This window comes from Streptomyces sp. NPDC086080, from assembly GCF_044540255.1.
GTDB lineage: Bacteria > Actinomycetota > Actinomycetes > Streptomycetales > Streptomycetaceae > Streptomyces.
The window spans coordinates 82,254-108,526 of sequence record NZ_JBITRU010000013.1 but is presented as its reverse complement, the minus strand read 5'-3'; the positions used below and the strand labels follow the sequence as shown (position 1 = coordinate 108,526).

22 protein-coding genes are annotated in these 26,273 nt (G+C 72.0%); 9 read left to right on the top strand and 13 right to left on the bottom strand.

Annotated features, from left to right (window positions below; translation table 11 throughout):
• Position 1 precedes the first annotated feature (1 nt).
• The gene (locus ACIF9R_RS17835; RefSeq protein WP_399980623.1) at positions 2-1,240 is read right to left on the bottom strand and encodes a serine hydrolase domain-containing protein; all 1,239 of its coding nucleotides are present in this window, start codon (positions 1,238-1,240) and stop codon (positions 2-4) included.
• Between the two features lie 46 nt (positions 1,241-1,286).
• Between ACIF9R_RS17835 and ACIF9R_RS17830 the strand changes: the two genes are divergently transcribed.
• Entirely contained in the window at positions 1,287-1,733 is a 447-nt protein-coding gene (locus ACIF9R_RS17830; RefSeq protein WP_399980621.1) for a PPOX class F420-dependent oxidoreductase, read from the top strand.
• A 34-nt stretch (positions 1,734-1,767) separates the two neighbouring features.
• Here ACIF9R_RS17830 and ACIF9R_RS17825 read toward each other — a convergent pair whose 3' ends face one another.
• The 8 genes from ACIF9R_RS17825 to ACIF9R_RS17790 form a co-directional block, all read right to left on the bottom strand.
• Positions 1,768-4,161, bottom strand: a complete 2,394-nt coding sequence (locus tag ACIF9R_RS17825) for an ATP-binding cassette domain-containing protein (RefSeq protein ID WP_399980618.1) — start codon at positions 4,159-4,161, stop codon at positions 1,768-1,770.
• 844 nt (positions 4,162-5,005) lie between these two features.
• Entirely contained in the window at positions 5,006-5,590 is a 585-nt protein-coding gene (locus ACIF9R_RS17820) for a histidine phosphatase family protein (protein WP_399980615.1), read from the bottom strand.
• Between the two features lie 4 nt (positions 5,591-5,594).
• Entirely contained in the window at positions 5,595-6,479 is an 885-nt protein-coding gene (gene gnd, locus ACIF9R_RS17815; RefSeq protein ID WP_399980612.1) for a phosphogluconate dehydrogenase (NAD(+)-dependent, decarboxylating), read from the bottom strand.
• A 98-nt stretch (positions 6,480-6,577) separates the two neighbouring features.
• Positions 6,578-7,513 (bottom strand): glucose-6-phosphate dehydrogenase assembly protein OpcA, encoded by a 936-nt coding sequence (gene opcA, locus ACIF9R_RS17810; RefSeq protein WP_399980610.1) that lies wholly within the window; start codon positions 7,511-7,513, stop codon positions 6,578-6,580.
• On the bottom strand, positions 7,510-9,099 hold the full coding sequence (gene zwf, locus ACIF9R_RS17805; RefSeq protein ID WP_399980763.1) for a glucose-6-phosphate dehydrogenase: 1,590 nt from the start codon (positions 9,097-9,099) through the stop codon (positions 7,510-7,512). Before zwf ends, opcA begins: the two co-directional genes overlap by 4 nt.
• Before the next feature lie 694 nt (positions 9,100-9,793).
• On the bottom strand, positions 9,794-11,911 hold the full coding sequence (locus ACIF9R_RS17800) for an MMPL family transporter (RefSeq protein ID WP_399980608.1): 2,118 nt from the start codon (positions 11,909-11,911) through the stop codon (positions 9,794-9,796).
• A 131-nt stretch (positions 11,912-12,042) separates the two neighbouring features.
• A complete protein-coding gene (locus ACIF9R_RS17795) occupies positions 12,043-12,714 on the bottom strand; it encodes a response regulator (RefSeq protein WP_399980605.1) in 672 nt (223 codons plus the stop codon).
• Complete coding sequence (locus ACIF9R_RS17790) at positions 12,711-13,907, bottom strand: sensor histidine kinase (protein WP_399980603.1); 1,197 nt, start codon at positions 13,905-13,907, stop codon at positions 12,711-12,713. Before ACIF9R_RS17790 ends, ACIF9R_RS17795 begins: the two co-directional genes overlap by 4 nt.
• Before the next feature lie 623 nt (positions 13,908-14,530).
• Between ACIF9R_RS17790 and ACIF9R_RS17785 the strand changes: the two genes are divergently transcribed.
• Positions 14,531-15,868 carry a 6-phospho-beta-glucosidase gene (locus ACIF9R_RS17785; RefSeq protein ID WP_399980600.1) on the top strand — a complete coding sequence of 446 codons (1,338 nt, stop codon included), beginning with the start codon at positions 14,531-14,533 and terminating at the stop codon, positions 15,866-15,868.
• A gap of 189 nt (positions 15,869-16,057) precedes the next feature.
• Here ACIF9R_RS17785 and ACIF9R_RS17780 read toward each other — a convergent pair whose 3' ends face one another.
• Positions 16,058-17,245 carry an ATP-grasp domain-containing protein gene (locus ACIF9R_RS17780; protein ID WP_399980597.1) on the bottom strand — a complete coding sequence of 396 codons (1,188 nt, stop codon included), beginning with the start codon at positions 17,243-17,245 and terminating at the stop codon, positions 16,058-16,060.
• Positions 17,246-17,483: 238 nt separating this feature from the next.
• Here ACIF9R_RS17780 and ACIF9R_RS17775 point away from each other — a divergent pair, with 238 nt between their 5' ends.
• The gene (locus tag ACIF9R_RS17775; protein ID WP_399980760.1) at positions 17,484-18,386 is read left to right on the top strand and encodes a metallophosphoesterase family protein; all 903 of its coding nucleotides are present in this window, start codon (positions 17,484-17,486) and stop codon (positions 18,384-18,386) included.
• A complete protein-coding gene (locus ACIF9R_RS17770; RefSeq protein ID WP_399980595.1) occupies positions 18,383-19,060 on the top strand; it encodes a 4'-phosphopantetheinyl transferase in 678 nt (225 codons plus the stop codon). The genes ACIF9R_RS17775 and ACIF9R_RS17770 overlap by 4 nt, the downstream gene beginning before the upstream one ends.
• Before the next feature lie 297 nt (positions 19,061-19,357).
• Here ACIF9R_RS17770 and ACIF9R_RS17765 read toward each other — a convergent pair whose 3' ends face one another.
• The 3 genes from ACIF9R_RS17765 to ACIF9R_RS17755 all read right to left on the bottom strand — a co-directional run bounded on the left by ACIF9R_RS17765 (position 19,358) and on the right by ACIF9R_RS17755 (position 20,946).
• Positions 19,358-19,597 carry a hypothetical protein gene (locus ACIF9R_RS17765; RefSeq protein WP_399980593.1) on the bottom strand — a complete coding sequence of 80 codons (240 nt, stop codon included), beginning with the start codon at positions 19,595-19,597 and terminating at the stop codon, positions 19,358-19,360.
• Positions 19,598-19,718: 121 nt separating this feature from the next.
• The gene (locus ACIF9R_RS17760; RefSeq protein WP_399980758.1) at positions 19,719-20,258 is read right to left on the bottom strand and encodes a toxin-antitoxin system, toxin component; all 540 of its coding nucleotides are present in this window, start codon (positions 20,256-20,258) and stop codon (positions 19,719-19,721) included.
• Between the two features lie 31 nt (positions 20,259-20,289).
• The gene (locus ACIF9R_RS17755) at positions 20,290-20,946 is read right to left on the bottom strand and encodes a helix-turn-helix domain-containing protein (RefSeq protein WP_399980590.1); all 657 of its coding nucleotides are present in this window, start codon (positions 20,944-20,946) and stop codon (positions 20,290-20,292) included.
• 222 nt (positions 20,947-21,168) lie between these two features.
• Here ACIF9R_RS17755 and ACIF9R_RS17750 point away from each other — a divergent pair, with 222 nt between their 5' ends.
• From ACIF9R_RS17750 to ACIF9R_RS17730, 5 genes are all read left to right on the top strand, one after another.
• Complete coding sequence (locus ACIF9R_RS17750) at positions 21,169-21,828, top strand: hypothetical protein (RefSeq protein WP_399980588.1); 660 nt, start codon at positions 21,169-21,171, stop codon at positions 21,826-21,828.
• 128 nt (positions 21,829-21,956) lie between these two features.
• Complete coding sequence (locus tag ACIF9R_RS17745) at positions 21,957-22,955, top strand: LacI family DNA-binding transcriptional regulator (protein ID WP_399980585.1); 999 nt, start codon at positions 21,957-21,959, stop codon at positions 22,953-22,955.
• Between the two features lie 137 nt (positions 22,956-23,092).
• Positions 23,093-24,436 (top strand): ABC transporter substrate-binding protein, encoded by a 1,344-nt coding sequence (locus tag ACIF9R_RS17740; protein ID WP_399980582.1) that lies wholly within the window; start codon positions 23,093-23,095, stop codon positions 24,434-24,436.
• A gap of 3 nt (positions 24,437-24,439) precedes the next feature.
• A complete protein-coding gene (locus ACIF9R_RS17735) occupies positions 24,440-25,390 on the top strand; it encodes a carbohydrate ABC transporter permease (protein WP_399980580.1) in 951 nt (316 codons plus the stop codon).
• Positions 25,387-26,247 carry a carbohydrate ABC transporter permease gene (locus tag ACIF9R_RS17730; RefSeq protein ID WP_399980578.1) on the top strand — a complete coding sequence of 287 codons (861 nt, stop codon included), beginning with the start codon at positions 25,387-25,389 and terminating at the stop codon, positions 26,245-26,247. Before ACIF9R_RS17735 ends, ACIF9R_RS17730 begins: the two co-directional genes overlap by 4 nt.
• Positions 26,248-26,273 lie beyond the last annotated feature (26 nt).

The following is a 26,273-nucleotide window of genomic DNA, read 5'->3' as shown; positions in this document are numbered from 1 at the left end:
GTCAGTGGACCACCGCCTCGTGCACCAGCCGCTTGAGGTCCCGGAAGACGGTGTGGGAGGACCTGGGCCGCACCTGCGTGCAGAACTGCACGGTGAGGTCGCGGCCCGGGTCGACCCAGAAGGTGGTGGTGGCCACCCCGCTCCAGCCGTAGTTGCCGAGGCCGGACGGGGACTGCGTGCGGGACGGATCGATGACGACACTGACACCGAGACCGAAGCCGACGCCCTCGTTGCCGGGCTCGTCGTGCGCCGGGCGGCTGCCGAAGGAACGCAGGTCGGCGTTGCCGGGGAGGTGGTTGCGGGTCATCAGGTCCACGGTCGCCGGGGCGAGCAGCCGGGTGCCGTCGAGTTCGCCGCGCCGGCGCAGCAGTTCCATGAACCGGTGCCAGTCGTGGGCGGAGGCCACCATGCCGCCGCTGCCGGACAGGAAGCGGGGCCGGCCCCGCAGCGGAAGCCCCGCGATCGGCTCGATGCCGCCGTCGTCGGACTCGCCGTACAGCTCCGCCAGGCGCCGCGCCTGCTCGTCGGTGACCTGGAAACCGGCGTCCGTCATGCCGAGCGGACGGAAGACGCGCTCGGCGAGGTACGCGTCGAGCGGGCGCCCGGACACGACCTCGATGATCCGGCCCAGCACGTTCGAGGCGACCGAGTAGTTCCACTGGGTCCCCGGATCGAACTGGAGGGGCAGGCCCGCGTAGACGTCCGTCGTCCCCGCCAGGTCCTTACCCGGTGCCACCGACGACTCCAGCCCCGCCGCGCGGTACAGCGCGTCGACGGGATGGGCGTGGTAGAAGGCGAAGGTGAGCCCGGCCGTGTGTGTCATCAGATGCCGCACGAGGAGAGGGCCGGCGGCCGGACGGGTCCGCACCCCGTCGCCCGAACCGCCCTCGTACACGCGGGGTTCCGCGAAGGCGGGAAGGTGGCGGCCGACCGGGTCGTCCAGCGAGAGCAGCCCCTCCTCCACCAGCATCAGCGCGCCCACGGTGGTGACCGGTTTGGTCATGGAGTACATCCGCCACAGGGTGTCGCCCTCCACGGGCAGCCCCGCCGCGACGTTCCGCGCCCCGTGCACCGTCAGGTGCGCGACCCGCCCGCCCCGGGCGACGGCGACGAGGAACCCGGGCAGCTCCCCCTCGTCGACCCGGCGGGCGAGATGCCGGTCGAGACGCTCCAGCGCCCGCGCGTCCAGACCGGCCTCCTCGGGGGTGACCTCCTGGCGCAGTACTCCCGGTACTCCCATCGCTCTCCTCGGGAACGCCGGCCCGGTGCGGACCGTTGATCGAGTCATGACTCAGGACGCCGAACAGAACGCGCTGCTCGCCCTGCTCTCCGAGGGGCACGGCGGAGTGCTCGTCACGCTGAAACGCGACGGGCGGCCCCAGTTGTCGAACGTCATGCACGCTTACTACCCCGATGAGCGCGTGATTCGCGTGTCGCTCACGGACGACCGGGCCAAGACCCGCAATCTGCGCCGGGACCCCCGCGCCTCCTACCACGTCACCACCCCGGACCGGTGGGCCTACACGGTGGCCGAGGGAACCGCCGAACTGACCCCCGTCGCCGGGGATCCCTACGACGAGACCGTGGAGGAACTCATCCGGCTGTACCGCGACCTCAACGGCGAGCACCCCGACTGGGACGACTACCGCGCGGCGATGGTCCGCGACCGCCGGCTGGTGCTGCGGCTGAGAGTGGAACGGGCGTACGGCATCCCGCGCCGGCCCGGGGCGTGACGCGTACCCGGGCCCGGCGCGGGCGACGGGCGGATCAGCCGCCGACGTACTCCGCGAGATGCTCGCCCGTGAGGGTGGAGCGGGCGGCGACCAGGTCGGCGGGGGTGCCCTCGAAGACGATCCGGCCGCCGTCGTGGCCGGCCCCGGGGCCGAGGTCGATGATCCAGTCGGCGTGCGCCATGACCGCCTGGTGGTGCTCGATCACGATGACCGACTTGCCGGAGTCGACCAGCCGGTCCAGCAGGCCGAGCAACTGCTCGACATCGGCGAGGTGGAGGCCGGTGGTCGGCTCGTCGAGCACGTAGACACCGCCCTTCTCGCCCATGTGCGTGGCCAGCTTGAGCCGCTGCCGCTCACCGCCGGACAGCGTGGTGAGCGGCTGGCCCAGGGTGAGGTAGCCGAGCCCGACGTCGGCCAGCCGCTCGAGGATCCGGTGCGCGGCGGGCGTACGGGCCTCGCCGGCGCGGAAGAACTCCTCGGCCTCCGCCACCGGCATCGCCAGCACCTCGCTGATGTCCCGCCCGCCGAAGCGGTACTCCAGCACGGCGGGCTGGAACCGCTTGCCCCCGCAGTCCTCGCAGGTGGTGGAGACGCCGGCCATCATCCCGAGGTCGGTGTAGATCACCCCGGCCCCGTTGCAGGTGGGGCAGGCGCCCTCGGAGTTGGCGCTGAACAGCGCCGGCTTCACCCCGTTGGCCTTGGCGAACGCCTTGCGGATGGGTTCGAGCAGTCCGGTGTACGTCGCCGGGTTGCTGCGCCGGGAGCCGCGGATCGGGGTCTGGTCGACCGCGATCACGCCCTCCTCGGCGGGGATCGAACCGTGCACCAGCGAGCTCTTGCCGGAGCCCGCCACACCGGTGACGACGGTGAGCACGCCGAGCGGGATGTCGACGTCCACCTCGTGGAGGTTGTTCGCCGTCGCGCCGCGGATGGCGAGCGTGCCGGTGGGCTCGCGGACCGTGTCCTTGACCGAGGCCCGGTCGTCGAGGTGGCGGCCGGTGACCGTGTCGCTGGCCCGCAGCCCTTCGACGGTGCCCTCGAAGCAGACCGTGCCGCCCGCCGTGCCCGCGCCGGGGCCGAGGTCGACGACGTGGTCGGCGATGGCGATCGCCTCCGGCTTGTGCTCCACCACCAGCACCGTGTTGCCCTTGTCGCGCAGCCGTAGCAGCAGGTTGTTCATCCGCTGGATGTCGTGCGGGTGCAGGCCGATGGTGGGCTCGTCGAAGACGTAGGTGACATCGGTGAGCGAGGAGCCGAGGTGGCGGATCATCTTCACGCGCTGCGCCTCGCCGCCGGACAGCGTGCCGGACGACCGGTCGAGCGAGAGATAGCCGAGACCGATCTCGACGAACGAGTCGAGGGTGTGCTGGAGCGCGGTGAGCAGCGGCTTCACCGACGGCTCGTCCAGGCCACGGACCCACTCGGCGAGGTCCCTGATCTCCATCGCGCAGGCGTCGGCGATGCTGATCTTCTTGATCTTCGACGACCGCGCCCCCTCCGTGAGCCGGGTGCCGTCGCACTCGGGGCAGGTGGCGAAGGTGACGGCCCGGTCGACGAACGCCCGGATGTGCGGCTGCATCGCCTCCCGGTCCTTGCTGAGCATCGACTTCTGGAGCTTGGGGATCAGCCCCTCGTAGGTGAGGTTGATGCCGTTGATCTTCACCTTGGTCGGCTCGCGGTACAGGAAGTCGTGCCGCTCCTTCTTGGTGTACTCGCGGATCGGCTTGTCCGGGTCGAAGAAGCCCGACTCGGCGATGACCCGCACCACCCAGCCGCCCCCGGTGTAGGTGGGGATGGTGAAGGGGTCCTCCGAGAGCGACTTGGAGTCGTCGAAGAGCTGGGCGAGGTCGATGTCGGAGACCGTGCCACGGCCCTCGCAGTGCGTGCACATGCCGCCGGTGCGGTTGAAGGACACCTTCTCCGTCTTGGTCTTCTCGGCGCCGCGGTCGACCGTGAAGCCTCCGCTCGCCTGGATCGAGGCGACATTGAAGGAGAACGCGCCGGGCGGGCCGAAGTACGGCTTGCCGAGGCGGCTGAAGAGGATGCGCAGCATCGCGTTGGCGTCGGTGGCGGTGCCGACCGTGGAGCGCGGGTCGGAACCCATCCGCTGCTGGTCCACGGTGATCGCGGTGGTCAGCCCGTCGAGCACGTCGACCTCGGGCCGTGCGAGCGTCGGCATGAACCCCTGCAGGAACGCGCTGTACGTCTCGTTGATCATCCGCTGCGACTCGGCGGCGATCGTGTCGAACACGAGTGAGCTCTTGCCCGAGCCGGACACGCCGGTGAACACGGTCAGACGGCGCTTGGGGAGTTCGACGCTGACGTCCTTGAGGTTGTTCTCGCGCGCGCCGTGCACCCGGATCAGATCGTGGCTGTCGGCGGCGTGCGGCGCGGCCGGCTGCCGGTCCGTCCTCGTGGCCCTGCTCATCGTTCTCCATCCCGTCGGGCGGAGCCGCCCTCGCGGTCTCCGCCGGCGTTCCCGGTGCGGTGCGACCGGGTGCGGGCAGACCCGCCCGCCCGGCCGTCCTTCGTCGTCGGCGCGGTCGAGGCGGTGATCCACCATCAGCCATCAGTCCGAACAGGTGTTCCCGTTCGGACGTAGCACCAAGGCTAGGCTAGGCGGGCGCCGCCCGCCCGCGCTTCTCCATTCCTGACCGGCCGCGGCCGCGGTGCGCCGACGGAGGGGCCCGCCCTTCTGTGCCGGCCCGCACCGCCGGCCGCGCGGCTTCGGTCGGCGTGCGCGGCCGATCCTGCCCGTACCGGCGCGCGCCGGTGCCCGAGCGCACGGGACGCGATGCGCAGGGGGTGGGTTCAACGGCGCCGGCACCGACCCGTCCCGCGTGCGCGGCTGAGCAGGTTGGCTGACAGCGACGGCACGTGCGCGCTGCTGAGTAGGCCGGCACGGGTGAGCGTGTCGGGCTTGGGTGGGCCGGTGTTGGTGTGCGTGTGCGGCCGGCTGCGCCTGCACCGGCGTTTGTGCTGGTCTGGGTGTGGCCGGGACGGGTGGGCGTCTGCGGGTGGTCGGTTGTGCCTACGGGTGTGAGTGTCCGGACGGGGTGCCCGCACCGGCGTATGGGGCGGGTTGGGTGTGGGCCGGTACCGGCGGGCGTGTGTGGTCGGCCGCGCTCTGCGACGGCTGCGGTCGGCTGTGCCTGAGAAGGCGTGCGTGTTCGGCTTGGCCCGCATGGGGCCCGGTGCTGCGGGGAGGCCCAGGGAGCCGGTACCGGTGCGGCGGCGCCCGGGAGCGCCGGCCCGCCTGTCGCCGGGAGGCGTCACGGACGGGTGTTCCACTCCGCGACGACCGGACTGCCACGCTCCAGGGACAGGCGGCACAGGGTGCCCGTCTCCAGGCGGAAGAGCCGGCCGTCGGCCGGGGGGAGCCCCAGGTGGCGGGCGGTGAGGACGCGGAGGAGATGGCCGTGGGCCACCAGCATCACGTCCCCCTCGTCCAGGACGCCGGCCACCCGGGACAGCACCCGGTCCGCGCGCTCGCCGACCTGCTCCGGGGACTCCCCGGAGGACTCCCGGCCGGGCGGCACCCCGTCGGTCCACAGGTCCCAGCCGGGCCGGGTGCGGTGCACGTCCGCCGTGGTGATGCCCTCGTAGCCGCCGTAGTCCCACTCCCGCAGGTCGGGCTCCGGATCGGCGCCGGTCAGGCCCGCCAGCTCGGCGGTGTGCCGGGCGCGGACCAGCGGGCTGGTGAGGACCAGTACGAAGCCCCGGCCGGCCAGCAGCGGGGCCAGGGACCTGGCCTGGGTCTCACCCCTCGGAGTCAGCGGCAGATCGGTACGGCCGGTGTGCCGGCCCACCCTGCTCCACTCCGTCTCACCGTGCCGGGCCAGCAGCAGATCGCCCACGCGGTCAGGGCTTCCGCGCCGACTCGACGGCGTGCCCGCCGAACTGGTTCCGCAGCGCCGCGACCATCTTCATCTGCGGCGAGTCCTCCTGGCGTGAGGTGAACCGGGCGAACAGCGACGCGGTGATCGCGGGCAGCGGCACGGCGTTGTCGAGGGCCGCCTCGACCGTCCAGCGGCCCTCGCCCGAGTCCTCGGCGTAGCCCCGCAGCCGCTCCAGGTGCTCGTCCCCGTCGAGGGCGTCGACCGCCAGGTCCAGCAGCCAGGAACGGATGACGGTGCCCTGCTGCCAGGAGCGGAAGACCTCCCGGACGTTGTCCACCGAGTCGGCCTTCTCCAGCAGCTCCCAGCCCTCGGCATAGGCCTGCATCATGGCGTACTCGATCCCGTTGTGGACCATCTTCGCGAAGTGCCCCGCCCCGACCCCGCCCGCATGGACATAGCCGTACGGACCGTCCGGCTTGAGCGCGTCGAAGATCGGCTTCAGCCGCTCCACGTGCTCCTCGTCGCCGCCGACCATCAGGGCGTAGCCGTGCTCCAGGCCCCACACGCCGCCCGAGACCCCCGCGTCGACGAAGCCGATGCCCCGGGCGCCCAGCTCCCTGGCGTGCTTCTCGTCGTCCGTCCAGCGGGAGTTGCCGCCGTCGACGACGACGTCCCCCGGCTTGAGCAGGCTGCACAGCTGGTCGATGACCTGCTGGGTGACGGCGCCCGCCGGAACCATCACCCACACCGCGCGCGGCCCTGCGAGCCCGTCGACGAGGTCGGACAGGTGGTCGACGTCGGAGCGTGCGGGATCGGTGTCGAACCCGATGACGGTGTGGCCGGCGGCGCGGATGCGCTCGCGCATGTTGCCGCCCATTTTGCCGAGACCAACAAGACCGATCTGCATGTCAGTTCACTTCCTGAGTTCGCGGTGAGCGGCCGCCGGCGCGGCCGTGGACGGGACGGCGCCGAGCACCGTGCCGGGGACGGGGGCCGAGGACGTCGTCAGACATGGGCGGGAGACTCCTCGGTGGCCTCACCGCGCAGCGCGACGGCGTACATCTCGTCCGCGTCGAGGCGCCTGAGCTCCTCGGCGATGAGTTCGGAGGTGGGACGGACCTTCAGCGCCAGCCGGCGGGCGGGCTGGCCCGGCAGGGTCAGCGTGGCCAGCGGACCCTCGGGGCGGTCGATCACGACCTCGCCGTCCACCGTGCCCAGCCGGACCGCGGTGACGACCGGCCCCGCGGTCACCACCCGGTCCACCGTGACCCGCAGCCGCGCCTCCAGCCAGCGTGCCAGCAGCTCCGCGGCCGGGTTGTCGGCCTCGGCCTCCACGGCCGCCGAGGTCACCGTCGCCCGCGCCTGGTCCAGGGCCGCCGCCAGCATCGAGCGCCACAGCGTCAGCCGGGTCCAGGCGAGGTCGGTGTCGCCGGGTGCGTAGGTGCGCCGGCGGGCCCGGAGTACCGCCATGGGGTTCTCGACCGCGTACAGATCGGTGATCCTGCGCTGGCCCAGCGCGCCCAGCGGGTCCCGCGCCGGGTTCTCGGGCGCGTCCGCCGGCCACCACACCACCACCGGGGCGTCCGGCAGCAGCAGCGGCAGCACCACCGAGTCGGCGTGCTCGGACACCTCGCCGTAGGTCCGCAGCACCACCGTCTCCCCGGTGCCGGCCTCGGAGCCGACCCGGACCTCGGCGTCCAGCCGGGGGTGGGTGCGCTCGCGCGGGTTGCGGGCGTGCCGCTTGATGACGACCAGGGTGCGCGAGGGATGCTCGTGCGAGGCCTCCTCGGCCGCCTTGATCGAGTCGTAGGCGTTCTCCTCGTCCGTGACGATCACCATCGTCAGGACCATGCCCACGGCCGGTGTGCCGATGGCGCGGCGGCCCCGCACCAGCGCCTTGTTGACCTTGCTTGCCGTGGTGTCGGTCAGGTCGATCTTCATGGCCTGCGCCAGCTCCGTCCGTCTCGTGCGAGCATCTCGTCGGCTTCCGCGGGCCCCCAGCTGCCCGATGCGTACTGCGCCGGCCTGCCGTGCGACGCCCAGTACTCCTCGATCGGATCGAGGATCCTCCAGGACTCCTCCACTTCCTGATGACGGGGGAACAGGTTGGCGTCCCCCAGCAGCACGTCCAGGAGGAGCCGTTCGTACGCCTCCGGACTGGACTCGGTGAACGACTCGCCGTAGGCGAAGTCCATGGTCACATCCCGCAGCTCCATCGACGTCCCCGGCACCTTCGAGCCGAACCGGACCGTCATGCCCTCGTCCGGCTGGACCCGGATCACGATGGCGTTCTGGCCCAGTTCCTCGGTGGCGCTGGTGTCGAAGGGGGAGTGCGGCGCCCGCTGGAAGACCACCGCGATCTCGGTGACCCGGCGGCCCAGCCGCTTCCCGGTGCGCAGATAGAAGGGGACGCCCGCCCAGCGGCGGTTGTCCACGCCCAGTTTGATCGCGGCGTAGGTGTCCGTGACGGAGGCCTGGTCGATGCCCTCCTCCTCCAGATATCCGCGCACCTTCGCACCGCCCTGCCAGGCGGCCGCGTACTGTCCGCGCACCGTGTGCCGGCCGAGGTCGTCCGGGAGCCGCACGGCCCGGAACACCTTCAGCTTCTCGGTCAGCAGCGAGGCCGCGTCGAAGGATGCCGGCTCCTCCATCGCGGTGAGCGCCATCAGCTGGAGCAGGTGGTTCTGGATCACGTCGCGGGCCGCGCCGATGCCGTCGTAGTACCCGGCCCGTCCGCCGATGCCGATGTCCTCGGCCATGGTGATCTGCACATGGTCCACGAAGGACCGGTTCCAGAGCGGTTCGAACATCTGGTTGGCGAAGCGCAGCGCCAGGATGTTCTGGACGGTCTCCTTGCCCAGGTAGTGGTCGATCCGGAAGACCTGCTCGGGGTCGAACACCTCGTGCACGATCGCGTTGAGCTCCTGGGCCGACCCCAGGTCGCGGCCGAACGGCTTCTCGATCACCGCGCGCCGCCAGGAACCCTCGCGCGCGTCGGCCAGGCCGTGCTTCTTCAGCTGCTGCACCACCTTCGGGAAGAAGCGTGGCGGTACCGAAAGGTAGAAGGCATGGTTGCCACTGGTTCCCCGGGAGGCGTCCAGCTCGTCGACGGCCTTGCGCAGCTGCTCGAACGCCTGGTCGTCGTCGAAGTCGCCGGGAACGAACCGCATGCCCTCGGAGAGCTGCTGCCAGACCTCCTCGCGGAACGGGGTCCGCGCGTGCTCCCTGACCGCGTCGTGCACCACCTCGGCGAAATCCTGGTCCTCCCAGTCCCGGCGGGCGAAGCCCACCAGCGAGAAGCCCGGCGGCAGCAGACCCCGGTTGGCGAGGTCGTACACGGCCGGCATCAGCTTGCGGCGGGACAGGTCACCGGTCACCCCGAAGATGACCAGCCCGGAGGGGCCCGCGACCCGGGGCAGCCGGCGGTCCCGCGGATCGCGCAGCGGGTTGGCCCAGCCGGCCGGGGGCGCGGTGAGGGCGGTGAGGACCTCCGGCTGGTTCCGCGCAGGGTCTTCCGCCGAGTCCATTGTCGGGTCTCCCGGCGAATCACCCGTCAGGCCCGCCACCGGCTCCTCCGGCGCCGTCGCTCCGGTCGCCGGGCTCTCCGCCGCCGGACCGCTCGTCCCGTCCGGGGCTTCCGTCCCCGGACCGGTCCTCTCGTCGGTCATTCCGCGTCAACTCCCTTGCTGTCGAGCGACTTCGTCACCGTGTCCGGCAGCTCCCGCCCGGTGTCCTCCTCGTGTCCTCCTCCTGCGCCGTTCCTTCGTGCTCCGGGCGTCGTCGCCGGTGGCGGTGTCGCCCGCACCGCGCCGTGACCGGCGCGGCCCTCGGCGTGCTCCCGGAGATCGGGTGACCGTGCCGGGAGCGACCGGCTCCTCCCTTACAGGGTGTCCCGGTATGCGGTGTCCTTCACCCGGTGGACACCCGTCGGGCCGCTGCCCGGCGGCCCGGGACCCGCCGGCCGGCGCTTTCGGCGCTCCCGCGGTCGCGTCGCTCCGTGGTCGTCCCCTCTCCCGCGAGGGCGTCAACCGTGCGCGCGGGCACGTGATTCCCCGGCGCCGACGTCCCCGTGCGGGGGCATCCGTACGCGCGTGCGCCGGTACGCCCCGACGGGTGAGCGTTGGTCCGTTCGGGGCCGGCCGGGTCGGCTTCCCCGCCGCCCGGCACGGCGCGCCCCTTCGGCCACTGCCCCCCCCACACACCGGCCTCCGGGCCGGTCGCTCACACCCCCGTCGGCACCCGCGGCCGGGCGTCCTCCGCCTCGCCCTCCGCTTCCTCCCGCAGACCGAAGCGGTCGTGCGCCCGGCGCAGCGGCGCCGGAGCCCACCAGGCGCGACGGCCGAGCACGGCCATGGTGGCCGGGACCAGGAGCATCCGCACGATGGTCGCGTCGATGAGGACGGCGAGTGTGAGCCCGAGGCCGATCTGCAGAATGGGCGAGAACCCGCCCGTCATGAAGGCGCCGAACACCACCGCCAGCAGCAGCGCCGCGCAGGTGACCACCCGCCCGGAGCGGCGCAGCCCGGTCACCACGGCCTCCCGGTCGTCGCCGGTGCGCTGCCGTGCCTCGCGCATCCGGGCCAGAATGAACAGCTCGTAGTCCATGGCGAGTCCGAACGCGATCGCGACGATCAGCGGCGGCGCGGTCAGGCTGAGCGCGCCCAGACCCTCGGTGCCCAGCAGCCCGGCCAGATGGCCGTCCTGGAACACCCACACCACCACACCCAGCGCGGCGGCCAGACTGAGCAGGGTCGTCGCGATGGTGCGCAGCGGCAGCAGCACGGAACCGGTGAACGCGAACAGCAGCACGAAGATGCCGGCCAGCACGGTCAGTGCCGCCCAGGGCCCCCGTTCCGCGAGCATCTCGCGGAAGTCGACCAGCCGGGCCGCAGTGCCGGTGACCTCGACCGGCTCGTCGCCCCGCAGCTCGCGTACCCGCTCCACCAGCCCGGTCGCCTCCTCGCCGTCGCTCTCGCCGGGCGGCCGGATCTCGATCACCGAGGCACCGCCGGGCAGTTCGCGCGTCCCGGCGTCCGGGGACAGCGCCCGGATCCGGTCGGCGGTCGCCGGGTCCGTGCCGGGCCCGACGACGACGGTGACGGGTGAGACCCCGGTACCCGGCGGGAAGTGCCCGGCGACGGTGTCGTGCAGCTGCCGGGCCTCGGTGTCGGCCGGCAACTGCCGCGCGTCCCCCACGGCGATGCTCATCCCGGACACGGGCACCGCCAGGACCAGCAGCGCCGGGACGACCACGGCCAGTACGGCGACCCTGCGCCGGGCCGCGAAACGGGCGACGCGGGCGAAGAACCGGCCCTCCTCGCCGCTCCTCGGTGTCCTCGCCGGCGGGATCCGCCCGCCGAACCGCGTCAGCAGCGCGGGCAGCAGGGTCAGCGCGGCCAGCATGTCGATGACGACCACGGCGGCGACCGCCAGACCCATGCTGCGCAGGAACACGCTCGGGAACACCAGCAGCCCGGTCAGGCTGACGGCGACCGTGAGGCCGGAGAACAGCACCGTCCGCCCGGCCGCCGTGACCGTGCGGTGCACCGCCTCGGCGACGTCGTCGGTGTGCCGGCGCTCCTCCCGGAACCGCACCAGCATCAACAGGGCGTAGTCCACGGCGAGTCCGAGCCCCAGCATCGTCGTCACCTGGATCGCGTACACGGAGATGTCGGTGACCGAGCTGAACGCGAACAGCGCCAGGAAGGCCCCCGCGATGCCGCTGACCGCGACGATCAGCGGCAGCAGCGCCGCGCGCAGCCCGCCGAACACGACGAGCAGCAGCGCCAGCACCACCGGCAGGGAGATCAACTCCGCGTTCTTCACGTCCTCCTGGGCCCGCTCTCCGATCTGCAGCCCCAGCAGCGGGCCGCCGCTCACCTGGACGTCGGGCGCGTCGATCGCGCGGATGCGGTCGGCCGCCGCGTCGAGCGTGCGCTCCTCGGCTTCGTCGTCCAGTCCGCCCTCGAGCGCGACGGGGATGAGCAGTGCCTGCCCGTCCTCGGCGGTCAGGCCCGGCGTGGTGTACGGGTCGGGTACGGCGGCGACCCCGGCGACCTTCCGGACGTCGGCCACGGCGCGTTCGACCTCGGCGCGCAGCTCCGGGCCCGAGACGGCGGCGCCGGCCACCACGCCGGTGACCGATCCGCCCGCCGGATCGACCCGGTCCAGGTACCGGGCGGCCGACTCCGACTCGGTCCCGGGGACTTCGGGCACGTTGTCGGAGAGCCGGGCGAAGACCCCCGTGCCCAGTCCGAAGCCCAGCAGCAGAAAGAGCCCCCACAGGAGCATCACGGTCAAAGGGCGGCGGGTGGCCGCCCGGACGAGTGCGGACAGCATGGTCCCCTCCCGGCGAGTGATGGATCGTCAACGACCCTCAGACTCCCGCCGGGAAGTGGGTCGGCGGATCGCCGGAAGGAGCGGTTTGCGGCCCTCGCCCGTACGGGGGAGACGGGCCCCTCCCTCACTCCTCAGGGGGAGCCGGGTGTGATCAGCCCCGTCTCGTACGCGCAGATCACCGCCTGCACCCGGTCCCTGAGAGCGAGCTTGCCCAGCACATTGCTCACATGGGTCTTGACGGTGTGCTCGCTGACGAACAGGGTCGTGGCGATCTCCGCGTTGGACAGTCCCCGGGCCAGCAGCCGCAGGGTCTCCACCTCGCGCGCGGTGAGCGCGTCCAGGCGCCCCGGGGGCGGTGTGCCGGCAGTGGCCCCCTCGTGGCGGCGGCGCACGATGTCCGCGACCAGCCGCCGCGTCACGGCCGGGGCGAGCAGTGAGTCACCGGCCGCCACCACCCGTACCGCGTGCACCAGGTCGTCCCGCCGGACGTCCTTCAGCAGAAAGCCGCTGGCGCCCGCGTACAGCGCCTCGTACACGTACTCGTCCAGGTCGAACGTGGTCAGCATGACCACCTTGCAGCCCGACTGCGCGCACACCCGCCGGGCCGCCTCCAGGCCGTCCATCACCGGCATGCGGATGTCGAGCAGCAGCACGTCCGGGGCGTGCCGGCGCACCGCCGCGACCGCCTCCTCGCCGTCGCCGGCCTCGGCGACCACCTCGATGTCGTCCTGGGCGTCGAGGATCATGCCGAAGCCGGCCCGGACCAGCTCCTGGTCGTCGGCGACGACCACCCGGATGCTCATCCGAGGGCCCCCTCCCGGTCGGCGGCCGCGGGCAGGCGTACGACGACCCGGAAACCGCCGTCCGGACCACCGCCGGTCTCGGCACTGCCCCCGCAGGCCGCGGCCCGCTCCCGGATGCCGATCAGTCCGTGTCCGCCGGCCGGCGCGGACGGGCCCCGTCCGTCGTCGGTCACCGTGAGGGTCACCCGGTCCTCCGCCCAGTCCAGTTCCACCACCGCGCGGGAGGCACGGGCGTGCTTCACGGTATTGGTGAGCGCTTCCTGGACCACCCGGTAGGCCGCGACCTCGGTGTCCGAGGCCAGCGGGCGGGGCTCGCCCGTGGTGCGCAGCCCGACGCGCAGTCCCGTGGACTCCTGCACCCGGCGGACCAGTTGGGGCAGGGCCGCCACGCTCGGCTGCGGCAGTCGGGGCACGGTCGCGCCGTCCGCTCGCTCCTCCTTCAACACGCCAAGAATCCTACGCAGTTGGGTCATCGCGTCCCGCCCGGTCGCCGCGATGGTGTCGAACGTCGCCTCCGCACGCTCCGGATCCCTGCGCACCACGACCGGACCCGCCTCCGCCTGCACCACCATCAGGCTCACGGCGTGCGCCAGGATGTCGTGCATGTCCCGGGCGATCCTGGAGCGTTCCTCGGCCCTCGCCCGCGCGGTGTCCGCGGCCCGCTCCCGCTCCAGCCGGCGGGCCCGGTCCTCCAGTTCGGTGGTGTAGGCGCGCTGCACCCGGGCGAGCATCCCGAGGGCGTAGGCGCAGACGAGGCCCATCAGATGGAAGGCGTACTCGAAGGGCTCCTTGTCCGTCTGGTGCTGCATGGTCGTCACGACCCCGATCACCCAGCCTGCGAGCATCGTCCGGCGCTGCCAGGGTTTGCCCACAGCGGCCAGGGTGTACAGGACGACCATCCCGCCGTACATGACGTCGGGCGGGGGCGCGTGGTACAGCGCCTGCGCCGAGGTGGCGACCGACACGGCGTACGCGGTCGCGAAGGGCGCCCGCCGCCGCCAGACCAGCGGCACGGCCGTGGCGGCGCCGAGCAGCCAGCCCTGCCAGGTCAGCGGGTCGTCACCCTCGTCGGGGAACATCCACTGCAGGGAGACGGCGAACAGCACGAGCGCGGCGAGCGCCGTGTCGAGGGCGTACGGATTCGCCGTACGCCAGCGGGTGACGACCGGAGTGAGGACGGACCGGAAGGACATGAACGGCTCCTCGGGGCGGGGGCCGTCCCAGTATCACGAGGTCCCGGAACCCCGTCCTCACCGGCGAGAGGGATTTTCGCACCCCACGGCCACACGCCCCGGGTGCCCGGCCGCCGGCCCGAGGCCCGGCAGAACCCGGCGGCTGATCCCAGGCGTTGGCGGAATCGGGTGGTCGGTCCCACACGCGGGCGGAATCGGGTGGTCGGTCCCACACGCGGGCGGAATCGGGCGGTCTGTCCCACACGCGGGCGGAATCGGGCGGTCTGTCCCACGCGTGGGTAGGACTCTGCGGTCGGTCCCGCGGGTGGGTAGGACTCTGCGGTCGGTCCCGGGCGTGGGTAGAACTCTCGGTCGGTCCCGGGCATGGGTGGGATCGGGCGGGTTGGTTCAGGGTGAGCCCGGCCCGGTGGTTGGTGCATGAGGGGCAGCGCCGGATGCGCGGGGGCGAAGGCCGCGAGTACCGACAGCAGACGGTCCGACGCGGATCGGGCGGTCACGGACGGCAGTTTCCGGGGGGCCGGCCGGCCAGGCCAGGGGCACTCGCGGCGCGGCGCGCGGCCCGCCGTGACACCCGCGCCGCGAGTAGGGTCGTCCACGTTCGTCGTGGTGGGAAGGGTGCGGATGTGAGGCTGACGATTCTGGGCGGCGGAGGGTTCCGCGTGCCGCTGGTGTACGGGGCGCTGCTCGGGGACCACGCCGAGGGGCGGGTGACCCGGGTCGTGCTGCACGACGTGGACGCCGGCCGGCTGGCCGCGATCGCCCGCGTGCTGGCCGAGCAGGCCGAGGGAGTGCCCGACGCCCCGGAGGTGACCTGGACCACCGACCTCGACGAGGCGCTGCGCGGCGCCGACTTCGTCTTCTCGGCGATCCGTGTCGGCGGCCTGGAGGGCAGGGCGGACGACGAGTGGGTCGCCCTCGCCGAGGGCGTGCTCGGCCAGGAGACGGTCGGCGCGGGCGGCATCGCCTACGGCCTGCGCACCGTGCCCGTCGCCGTCGACATCGCCCGCCGGGTGGCCCGGCTCGCCCCCGACGCCTGGGTCATCAACTTCACCAACCCGGCCGGCCTGGTCACCGAGGCCATGGCCCGCCACCTCGGGGACCGCGTCATCGGCATCTGCGACTCACCGGTCGGCCTCGGCCGCCGTATCGCCCGGGTGCTCGGCGCGCGGCCGGGGGAGGCGTGGATCGACTACGTCGGCCTGAACCACCTCGGCTGGGTGCGCGGTCTGCGGATCGCCGGCCGCGACGAACTCCCGCGCCTGCTCGCCGATCCGGCGCTGCTCGGCTCCTTCGAGGAGGGCCGGCTCTTCGGCACCGACTGGCTGCGGTCGCTGGGCGCGATCCCCAACGAGTACCTGCACTACTACTACTTCAACCGTGAGGCCGTGGACGCCTACCGGCAGGCCGACCGGACCCGCGGCGCGTTCCTGCGCGACCAGCAGGCCCGCTTCTACGCCGGGACGCGCGACCCCGAGGCCTCCGCCCTGGCCCTGTGGGAGCGCACCCGCGCCGAACGCGAGGCCACCTACATGGCCGAGAACCGGGAGACCGCGGGCGCGGGCGAACGTGAGGCCGACGACCTGTCCGGCGGCTACGAGAAGGTGGCCCTCGCCCTGATGCGGGCCATCGCCCGTGACGAACGCACCACCCTGATCCTCAACGTCCGCAACCGCGGCACCCTGACCCCCCTGGACGCGGAGGCCGTGATCGAGGTGCCCTGCCTGGTGGACGCCAACGGCGCGCACCCCGTCTCCGTCGACCCGCTGCCCCCGCACGCCACCGGTCTGGTCTGCGCCGTCAAGGCGGTGGAACGCGAGGTGCTGGCCGCCGCCCGGTCCGGCTCCCGCGCGACTGCGGTCAAGGCCTTCGCCCTGCACCCGCTCGTCGACTCGGTGAACGTGGCCCGCCGTCTCGTCGACGGCTACACCGCCGTCCACCCCGGTCTCGCCTACCTCGGATAGCCCGGGGCATGGCCTCGGGTCGGCCGGTCGCCCCCCGTGACAGCGGCCGACCGACCCGAGCCCCCCGGTTCCCCCGTGCTCCCGGTTCCCCCGTGCTTCCCCCCGCCGGCTTTCCCCGGTCGCCGACACCATCAAGAGCCCGCTGCCCGGCCCCTGATACACCCCCGGCGGAAGATTCCCGGAAAAGTTCTACGAGCGCGCCGCGGTCGCCGTCCTCGGCGCCACGGACACCGGAGCCGAGGGGGCACCCGGAGCGGCCGGAGCGAGCACGGCGTCCGGTCCGGCACCCGGCGCGGCACCCGGTACGGCCTCCTGCACGGCCGCGGCCACGTCCGTGCGCTGCCGCGGCAGCGACACCGGCAGCAGCGGCCGCGGACCGGACACCACGGAGTAGTCCTGGCCCAGGAACGGCGGCTCCATTTCACCCGGATCGTCACCGAGCGCCAGCCGGACGGCGGCCCACGGAGCGTTCACCCCGCACAGGGACAGCTGGTGCAGCCCGCCCGCCGGCCGGGTGTTGACGTCCATCAGCACGGGCCGGTCGCCGAGCATCCGGAACTGGATGTTCGACAGGTGGTGCAGTCGGAAGCTCTCCGCGATCCGCCGGGCCGGCTCCAGCCATCGCTCGTGCAGGGTGAAGCCCCGGCGACGGCCGTTCTTGGTGCGTCCCACGGCCAGCCGGACCCGGTTGTCGGACCCGGTCAGACAGTCCACCGACACCTCGGGCTGTTCCAGACGCGGCATCACCAGCCAGTCCACCGGCTCCTCGGCCTCCCGCACGGCGTCCAGCACCAGGCCGAGCGGCACGTACGGGCTCGGGAAGCCGCTCAGCTGCGCGAGCGAGAAGGGCGCGCGCGTGATCATACGGAAGCCGACCCCGCCCGCACCGGACGCCGGCTTGAAACACGCCCGGTGTCCACTGCCTTCCAGCTCGTCCACCGCCGCGACGAGTTCGTCCGCGCTCCGGACCCGCCACCACGGCGGCACGGGCACGCCGATCGCCTGGACCGCCTCGTAGGCGATCACCTTGTCGTGGAACACGGCCACCGCCTCGGGCGGTGGCGCCAGCAGCGCCGTACCGGCGGCCTCGAACTCGGCGCGGTGCGCCACGATCGCCGCCTGGTGCAGCCGGGGGACGAACACATCGATGCCGCGCCGCTCGCACTGCGTGAGCGCGTACTCCACGTACGCCGCCGGGGACAGGCCCTCGGGCTCCAGCTCGGCGGTGTCGGCGGCGGCCAGCACGGGGGAGTCGGGGTCCCCGTGGGTGGCATGGATCTCGACGGCCCGGTCGCTGGGATTTCGTCTCAGCTGATCCATGAAGAACACGTTCTCCGCGTACGTGCGGTTGAGCCAGACGCGTACGCGAGAGACCATGCAGGCCGCCTTTCGGGTTCGCGGGCACGGCTGAGTAACCCGTTGCCCGGGCAGAGGTATGGAGGGTCACCAAACCGCCCTGTGCGAAGGGCGTCCTCACGGCGGTGGTGTTGGGGCGATCATACGGCTTGGACGACCGGTTCTGATACCACGTGCCTCACCCGGTTGTCGCTTGTTCGAGCGGCATGATTGTGATCTCGTGGGTGCGTTCGCGTGACGGGTGGAGGGACGACGGATGATGTCGGAGACGCACGGCGGCGGGCAGCTGTGGGCGATCAGCGACCTGCACATCGGCTACGCCGAGAACCGTGCCCTGGTCGAAGGGATGCGGCCGGAGTCGGACGAGGACTGGCTGCTGGTGGCCGGTGACGTCGCGGAGACCGTGGAGGACGTCCGCTGGGCCCTCAAGACCCTCGCGGGCCGGTTCGCCAAGGTCGTCTGGGTGCCCGGCAACCACGAACTGTGGACCCACCCGAGCGACGCGGTCACGCTGCGCGGCGTCGCCCGTTACGAGCACCTGGTCGAACAGTGCCGCGACCTCGGAGTGATCACCCCCGAGGACCCCTACCCCGTGTGGGAGGGGCCCGGCGGCCCGGTCGCCGTCGCACCCCTCTTCCTGCTGTACGACTACACGTTCCTGCCGTCCGGGTGCACCACCAAGGACGAAGGACTGGAGTACGCGCACGGCACCGGCGTGATCTGCACCGACGAGAACCTGTTGCACCCCGACCCGTACCCGACCCGCGAGGACTGGTGCCGGGCCCGGGTCGCCGAGACGGAGCGCCGGCTCGCCGAGGTGCCGGACGGTCTGCCGCTCGTCCTCGTCAACCACCATCCGCTGCACCGCCATCCGACGGACGTGCTCTGGTATCCGGAGTTCGCCATGTGGTGCGGCACCGTCCTGACCGACGACTGGCACCGGCGGTTCCCCGTCCGCACGGTGGTCTACGGGCATCTGCACATCCCCCGGACCACCTGGCGGGACGGTGTCCGCTTCGAGGAGGTGTCGGTGGGCTACCCGCGCGAGTGGCGGGGGCGGGACCGGCCACCGGGGCGGTTGCGCCGGATCGTGCCCGCGGAGCCCGGAGGGCCCGGAGAGGATGGGGAGGACGGGAAGTCCGGGGAGGGGCGCGGACGATGATCGAGGAACTGCTGCCGTCGACGGTGGTCGCCGTGGAGGCATACGGCGACGAGGGCGTCGACGCTCCGCTGTACCCCGGGGAAGAGACGCTGATCCAGCGGGCCGTCCTCAAGCGGCGCCGGGAGTTCACCGCCGTACGCTTCTGCGCCCGCCGTGCGATGGAGAAGCTCGGCGTGCCGCCGCGGGCCGTGCTGCCCGGAGAGCGCGGTGCACCCGTCTGGCCGGACGGGCTGACCGGCAGTATGACCCACTGCCAGGGCTACTGTGCCGCCGCGCTGGCCCGCGCCGGAGATCTGGTGTCCGTCGGCATCGACGCCGAGCCCCATGCGCCGCTGCCCGAGGGTGTGCTGTCCTCCGTGGCGCTGCCGGAGGAGGCGGCGCGGATCGCCGGGCTGAGCGGGGAACTGCCCGCGGTGCACTGGGACCGGCTGCTGTTCAGCGCCAAGGAGTCCGTGTACAAGGCGTGGTTCCCGCTCACCGGGAAGTGGCTGGACTTCGGGGAGGCGGACATCGATCTCCAGGTCGACGAGGGGGAGGACACCCGGGGCACGTTCCGTGCCACGCTCCTCGTCCCGGGCCCGGTGGTGGGCGGGCGCCGTGTCGGCCACTTCAGTGGCCGCTGGGCCGCGCGGGACGACCTGATCGCCACGGCGATCGCCGTCGCGCCCGCGTGAGGTTCGGCTCCGCCGGTCTTGCCAGGTGAGGGGTGGTGCGGGTGCGGCTGGGTGGGGGCTGGTCGCGCAGTTCCCCGCGCCCCTGGGGGGTGGGGGGTCGGCGTTGGTTTTGAGGCGGGGGTTTGAGTGGAGGGTGCGGGTGCGGCTCGGTGGGGGCTGGTCGCGCAGTTCCCCGCGCCCCTGGGGGGTGGAGGGCGGCGTTGGTTTTTCGGGCGGGGGTGTCTGCGCCTGGGGGCCTGGGTGTGGGGGACCGGGCCGTGTGGTGGCGGCCGGGTCCCGCACGCTTGACGGGTGGGGCTACGGCTCGGGGTGCCAGGTGCGGACCAGCCGGAAGAACTTCTCCTCGTTGCCGGTCAGGCCCGCCCGGGCCAGCGCGGCCTCCGCCTCGGCGAGTACGGACGGCGGGACGAGTGGCGGCCCGGCGGTGTCCGGCGCTCCCGGTCGGCCGGTGTCGAAGGCGGCGCGCACGGTGTGCAGCAGCCGTAGATAGGCCTGGACGGCGGTGCGCTCGCGGTCGGTCAGTACGGCGGTGGGCATCGCTCGGCTCTCCCCGTGTCGTGGTCGTCGGTCCCACGCCCCCGCACGGTGCGGGGGCCTGCCTCCAGCTTGCCGTCCCCCACTGACAATCGGCCCGCCCCGCGGGCCGGGGCGGGCCCGTTCAGCTCTGAGGACCCAGGTAGCCGAGCGACGCCCCGATCCGGCCGGCCAGGTGGTCCCGCTGCACCGGTCCGCGCAGGGCCGAACCGGCGAGCCGGGTCCGGCACTTGCTGGCCAGCAGCAGACCGAACGCCTCGGCCTCCTTCTCCTCCGCGAGGTCGAAACGGGTGCGCGCGGCGACCCTCAGTACGGTCGTCCGCAGCGCGTCCTCGTCGACCGCCGCGTCCAGCAGGCGGGTCGCGACCCCGGCTCCGGCGACGTGACCGCCGCAGTGCCCGGCCTTCATGTGCCACAGCTCGTGGCCCAGGATCACCAACTGGTGGTCGGGAGCGGTGCGTTCCTCGACGACCACGAGATCCTGGTCGGCCATGTCGAGCCACAGCCCGCTCGCCGTACCCGGCGGGAAGACGGCCGTACGGAACAGGACGGGCCGGCCGCGGCGCCGGCTCATGCCCTCGCACAGGGCGGTGTACAGATCGGCGGGCCGCGCCGGAACGGGAAGCGTCAGCTCCGCGACCAACTCGCCGCACAGGCGGCGCATTTCCCTGCCGATGCCCACAGTTCTCCCCGGGTCAGGACTTGGGCCGCTGGACGCTCTCCAGGAGCATGTCCAGCCACTCCGCGACCTTGTCGCGGTGCTGGTCGGTGGGCAGTTGCGCGGCCCGCCAGGCGATTCCGCGCACCCCGTGGTCCTGCAGCAGCCGCTCCAGCGGATCGTCGGCGAGCGCGGCCGCCTCGCGCTCCCGGTCCGCGAGCTTCTGCAGCAGTTCCTGCTCGGTGTGCTGCAGGGCGCTCGTCAGCGCCTCGGGGTCCTCCGCGGTGAGGAAACCGGCGTGCACCCGGAAGAACCGCTGGATGGCGTCGCAGTGCTCCATGGTGGGCCGCCGGTCGCCGTTGATCAGCGCGCCGGCCTGCTGCCGGGACATACCCGCGCCGTCGGCGATCTCCTGCTGGGTGTACTTGCGGCCGTTCGGCTTCAGCCGGGTGCGGCGCAGCAGGTCCAGCCGCTGCAGGAACCGGGCCTGGACATCGGGCTCGCCCGCGGGCCGCCCGCCCAGCAGCGACTTGACCACGGGCTCCGGTACACCCGAGGCCACGGACAGCCGGCCGATGTCGAAAACCTCGGCGTGCGGCACGTCGAGCCGGTCGGCGAGTGCGGAGACGCGGGCGACGACGGCCGGCAGCGCGGCTGTCGGCGCGGTGCCCGGACCCTCGAAGTCACCCGTCACCGAAAGATCTCCTACGTCTCTCACAGGCTTCTCACAAGCGATTGCCGTGAACCTCACGGAGACTAGCCGGTGGTTCGAACTCACATCCAGGTCTCGCCACAACTGTGGCCAATTTCAGCCGTCAACCGTCGCGGAATGCCACGATAGTTGACACGTCACATGTCCGGGCACCAGGATCAGGGCCCGCGTCAGGGCCGCACGGGCAAGAGGGGTGACCTCCCGATGACATCTCAGGCAGGAGGGCAGCGGCCGGATCCGCGGCCCGGCCCCGGCACTCCCGAGGCCCAGGCCTATCTGCGGGACTACGCCGCTCTGCTGGAAGCGGCCCCCTTCCCCTCACTGGTGGTGGACCACCGCTGGGACGTGCTGCTCACCAACAGTGCTTTCCGGACACTTTTCCAGGCCGTGGAGCCGCATCCCACGGCCCTGCCCGTCGACAACTTCCTCCGGTTCGTCCTCTTCCACCCGGACGCCGCCACCGTCCTCGGCGACCACGAGTCCAGCTGGTGCCTGCCGATGCTGGCCCACTTCGCCAAGACCGTCGAGCGCCACGGCCAGGACCACGGGATGCAGGCCATCCGCCGCGACATCGCCCAGGACCCGATCATGGAGGCCGCCTACCGGCACGGCCTGCCGCACTGGCTCCGGTCCGTCGGCGAGCGGGCCGCCGAACACGACGGCGCCGTACGGCCGCTGCTGCATCCCGATCCACGCTGGGGCGCCACGGACTGCCGCATCGTCGTCGAGACGACCGACACCCTCCAGGAGATGGGCTGCGCCCGGCTGACCCTCGTGCTGCGTGAGGCCCCCCGCGCCCCGGCCCGCAGCCGCCGGGCCCGCCGCTCCGTCTCCCACCTCCGGGTGGTCCACGCCGCCGACTGACCGGCCCCCGCCGACCCTGCGCCTGCCCCTCTCCCCTCTCCTCCTTGCTCCCGGCCGTTCGGCTCCCTGACCGGGGACGTTGCACCCGTACGCAAGCCATTTGCATTTCTTGCGCTAGTCTTGCGTTCATGACACGACGACTTGCTGTGGTGGCGAAGAAGGTCGGCGTCAGCGAGGCCACGGTCAGCCGGGTGCTCAACGGCAAGCCGGGAGTCTCCGACGCGACCCGGCAGGCGGTGCTGTCCGCCCTGGACGTGCTCGGCTACGAGCGGCCGACCCAGCTGCGCGGCGAGCGCGCCCGGCTGGTCGGACTGGTCCTGCCCGAGCTGCAGAACCCGATCTTCCCGGCCTTCGCGGAGGTCATCGGCGGCGCGCTGGCCCAGCTCGGCCTCACGCCGGTGCTGTGCACCCAGACCCGTGGCGGCGTCTCCGAGTCGGACTATGTGGACCTGTTGCTCCAGCAGCAGGTCTCCGGCGTCGTGTTCGCCGGCGGCCTCTACGCGCAGGCCGACGCGCCCCACGAGCACTACCGCCGGCTCGCCGAGCGCAACATCCCCGTCGTCCTGGTCAACGCGGCCATCGAACACCTCGGCTTCCCGGCCGTCTCCTGCGACGACGCCGTGGCGGTGGAGCAGGCATGGAGACATCTGGCCTCGCTCGGGCACGAGCGCATCGGCCTGGTGCTCGGCCCCGGCGACCACGTGCCCTCCGCGCGCAAGCTCGCCGCCGCCCGCGCCGTCGCCGGCGAGGTGCCCGAGGAGCGCGTGGCCCGCGCCATGTTCTCCATCGAGGGCGGTCACGCCGCCGCCTCCCGGCTCATCGAGCGGGGCGTCACCGGCTTCATCTGTGCCAGTGACCCCCTCGCCCTCGGTGTCGTACGGGCCGCCCGCCGCAAGGGGCTCGACGTGCCAGGGGAGATCTCGGTCGTCGGATACGACGACTCGGCGCTGATGAACTGCACCGAGCCCCCGCTCACCACCGTCCGGCAGCCCATCGAGGCCATGGGCAGGGCGGTCGTGGAACTGCTCAACGCACAGATCAGCGGGAGCGCGGTGGCCCCCGAGGAGCTGTTGTTCGAGCCCGAACTGGTGGTGCGGGGGTCGACCGCCCAGGCGCCCCGTTCCTGAGATCCACCTGTCTGTCGAATAATTTCAAAGTCTGCGCGATATCTTGCGGACCGATGTCGTCGGTGCTTGAGTGTGCCCCGCCCACCGCTCCTGTTCCGAGGGGTTCACTCGCTCCTGTCCCTTGAAGGGGTCCACCGATGAGAAGCACCGGGATCCGTCGTACCTTCGTCGCTCTGGGCGTCGGCGCGCTCACGCTCACCGCATGCGGCTCGGACGGCGACGAAGCCGCCGGCGGCAAGACCCGCATCACCGTCAACTGCATGCCGCCCAAGAGCGCCAAGGTCGACCGGCAGTTCTTCGAGGAGGACATCGCCGCCTTCGAGAAGCGGAACCCGGACATCGACGTCGTCCCGCACGACGCGTTCCCCTGCCAGGACCCCAAGACGTTCGACGCCAAACTCGCCGGCGGGCAGATGGAGGACGTCTTCTACACGTACTTCACCGACGCGCGACACGTCGTCGACATCAACCAGGCGGCCGATCTCACTCCGTACATAAAAGAGTTGAAGAGCTACGACACCCTTCAGCAGCAGCTGCGGGACATCTACACCGTCGACGGCAAGGTCTACGGCATCCCGCGCACCGGCTACTCCATGGGCCTGATCTACCATCGCGAACTCTTCGAGAAGGCAGGCCTCGACCCGGACCGGCCGCCCACCACCTGGGACGAGGTCCGGGACGCCGCGAAGAAGATCGCCGCGCTCGGCGACGGCACCGTCGGCTATGCCGACTACAGCGCCCAGAACCAGGGCGGCTGGCACTTCACCGCCGAGCTGTACTCCCGGGGCGGCGACGTGGTGAGCGCCGACGGCGAGAAGGCCACCATCGACACCCCCGAGGGCCACGCCGTGCTCCGGACCCTCCACGACATGCGGTGGAAGGACCGGTCGATGGGCAGCAGGCAACTGCTCGTCATCAACGACGTCCAGCAGATGATGGGCGCCGGCAAGCTCGGCATGTACCTCGCCGCCCCCGACAACATCCCGATCCTGGTCAAGGAGAAGGGCGCCGCGTACCAGGACATAGCCATCGCCCCCATGCCCGGCGGCCGGGCCACCCTCATCGGCGGCGACGGCTACATGGTCAGCAGGAAGGCCTCGCCCGAGCAGATCCGCGCCGGACTCAAGTGGCTCGACCACATGTTCCTCACCCCCGGCGACGGATTCCTCGGCGACTACGCCCGCGCCCGCAAGAACGGCGCCCCCGTCGGCCTGCCCGAACCCCGCCTGTTCACCGGCACCGCCGACGCCAGGGACCAGCGGGCCAAGAAGGCCCACGCCAACGTCCCGGTGGAGAACTACCGGTCCTTCCTGGCCGGCAACCAGTCCCTGGAGATGAAGATCGAGCCGCCGCACGCCCAGCAGCTCTACTCCGTCCTCGACGGTGTCGTCTCCGCCGTCCTCACCAAGGAGGACGCAGACATCGACCGGCTCCTCGAGGACGCCTCCGGCAAGATCGACGGCATCCTGGCCCGGAGCTGACCGGTGACGAAGACGGCACAGCGGCCGGCCGCCGTGCGGGTCCGGCCGGTGAAGGCGCCGCCGGCGGCAGGGGACCGGAGACGGCGCCGCCTCACCGACCAGCTGCGCGCCTACGGCTTCCTCCTCGGCGGACTCGTCTGCTTCGCCCTGTTCTCCTGGTACCCGGCGATCCGCGCCGTCGTGATCGCCTTCCAGGAGTACACCCCGGGCGGGGACCCCGAATGGGTCGGCACCGCCAACTTCACCCGCGTCCTGAACGACCCCGAGTTCGGCGCGGCCTGGCGCAACACGCTCACCTTCACCCTGCTCGCCCTGCTGCTCGGCTTCGCGGTCCCCTTCGTCCTCGCCCTCGTCCTCAACGAACTCCGGCACGGACAGGCCTTCTTCCGGGTCGTCGTCTATCTGCCGGTGATGATCCCGCCCGTCGTCAGCGCCCTGCTGTGGAAGTGGTTCTACGACCCCGGCGCCGGCCTCGCCAACGAGGCACTGCGCTTCCTGCACCTGCCCACGTCCAACTGGACCAACGGCGCCGACACCGCCCTGATCTCCCTGGTCGTCGTCGCCACCTGGGCCAACATGGGCGGCACCGTGCTCATCTATCTGGCCGCCCTCCAGTCCATCCCCGGCGAGCTCTACGAGGCCGCCGAACTGGACGGCGCGAACCTGCTCCAGCGCGTCCGCCATGTGACGGTGCCGCAGACCAGATTCGTCATCCTCATGCTGATGCTGCTCCAGATCATCGCCACCATGCAGGTGTTCACCGAACCCTTCGTGATCACCGGCGGCGGCCCGGAGAACGCGACCGTGACCGTCCTCTATCTCATCTACAAGTACGCCTTCCTCTACAACGACTTCGGCGGCGCCTGCGCGCTGAGCGTGATGCTGCTCGCCCTGCTCGGCGTGTTCTCCGCCGGCTACCTCCGTCTCACCCGTTCCGGAGAGGAAGCCCGGTGAGCACCCGCACCCTGGTGTCCCCGGCCGTCCTGGCCCGCCCGCGCGGCAGGGCCGTCTACTGGACCGTGTTCACGGGCGTCGTCGTGCTCTTCACCCTCGCCTTCCTCTTCCCCGTCTACTGGATGGCGAGCGGCGCGATGAAGTCACCGGACGAGGTGGCCCGCACCCCGCCCACCCTCGTCCCGGAGAGCTGGAGCACCAGTGGCTACACCGACGCCTGGGAACTGATGCGACTGCCGGTCCACCTGGGGAACACGGTGGTGCAGGCGTCCGGTGCCTGGCTGTTCCAGCTGGTGTTCTGCACGGCCGCCGCCTACGCCCTGTCCAGGCTGCGGCCCGCCTTCGGCACGCTGATCCTCGGCGGCATCCTCGCCACCCTGATGGTTCCCGCCCAGGCCCTCGTCGTACCGAAGTACCTCACCGTGGCGGACCTGGGACTCCTCAACGACCCCCTGGCCATCTGGCTGCCGGCCGTTGCCAACGCCTTCAACCTGTACCTGCTCAAACGGTTCTTCGACCAACTGCCCCGGGATGTGCTCGAAGCGGCCCAGATCGACGGCGCCGGGAGACTGCGCACCCTGTGGTCGATCGTGCTGCCCCTGTCGCGCCCGGTGCTCGGCGTGGTGTCGATCTTCGCGCTGGTCGCCGTCTGGCAGGACTTCCTGTGGCCGCTGATGGTCTTCTCCGACACCGAGAAGCAACCGATCAGCGTGGCCCTCGTGCAGCTGTCGCAGAACATCCAGCTGACCGTGCTCATCGCCGCGATGGTGATCGCCAGCATCCCCATGGTCGCGCTGTTCCTCGTCTTCCAGCGGCACATCATCGCCGGAATCAGCGCGGGCAGCACCAAGGGCTGACACCGGACCCGACGTCCACAGAAGAG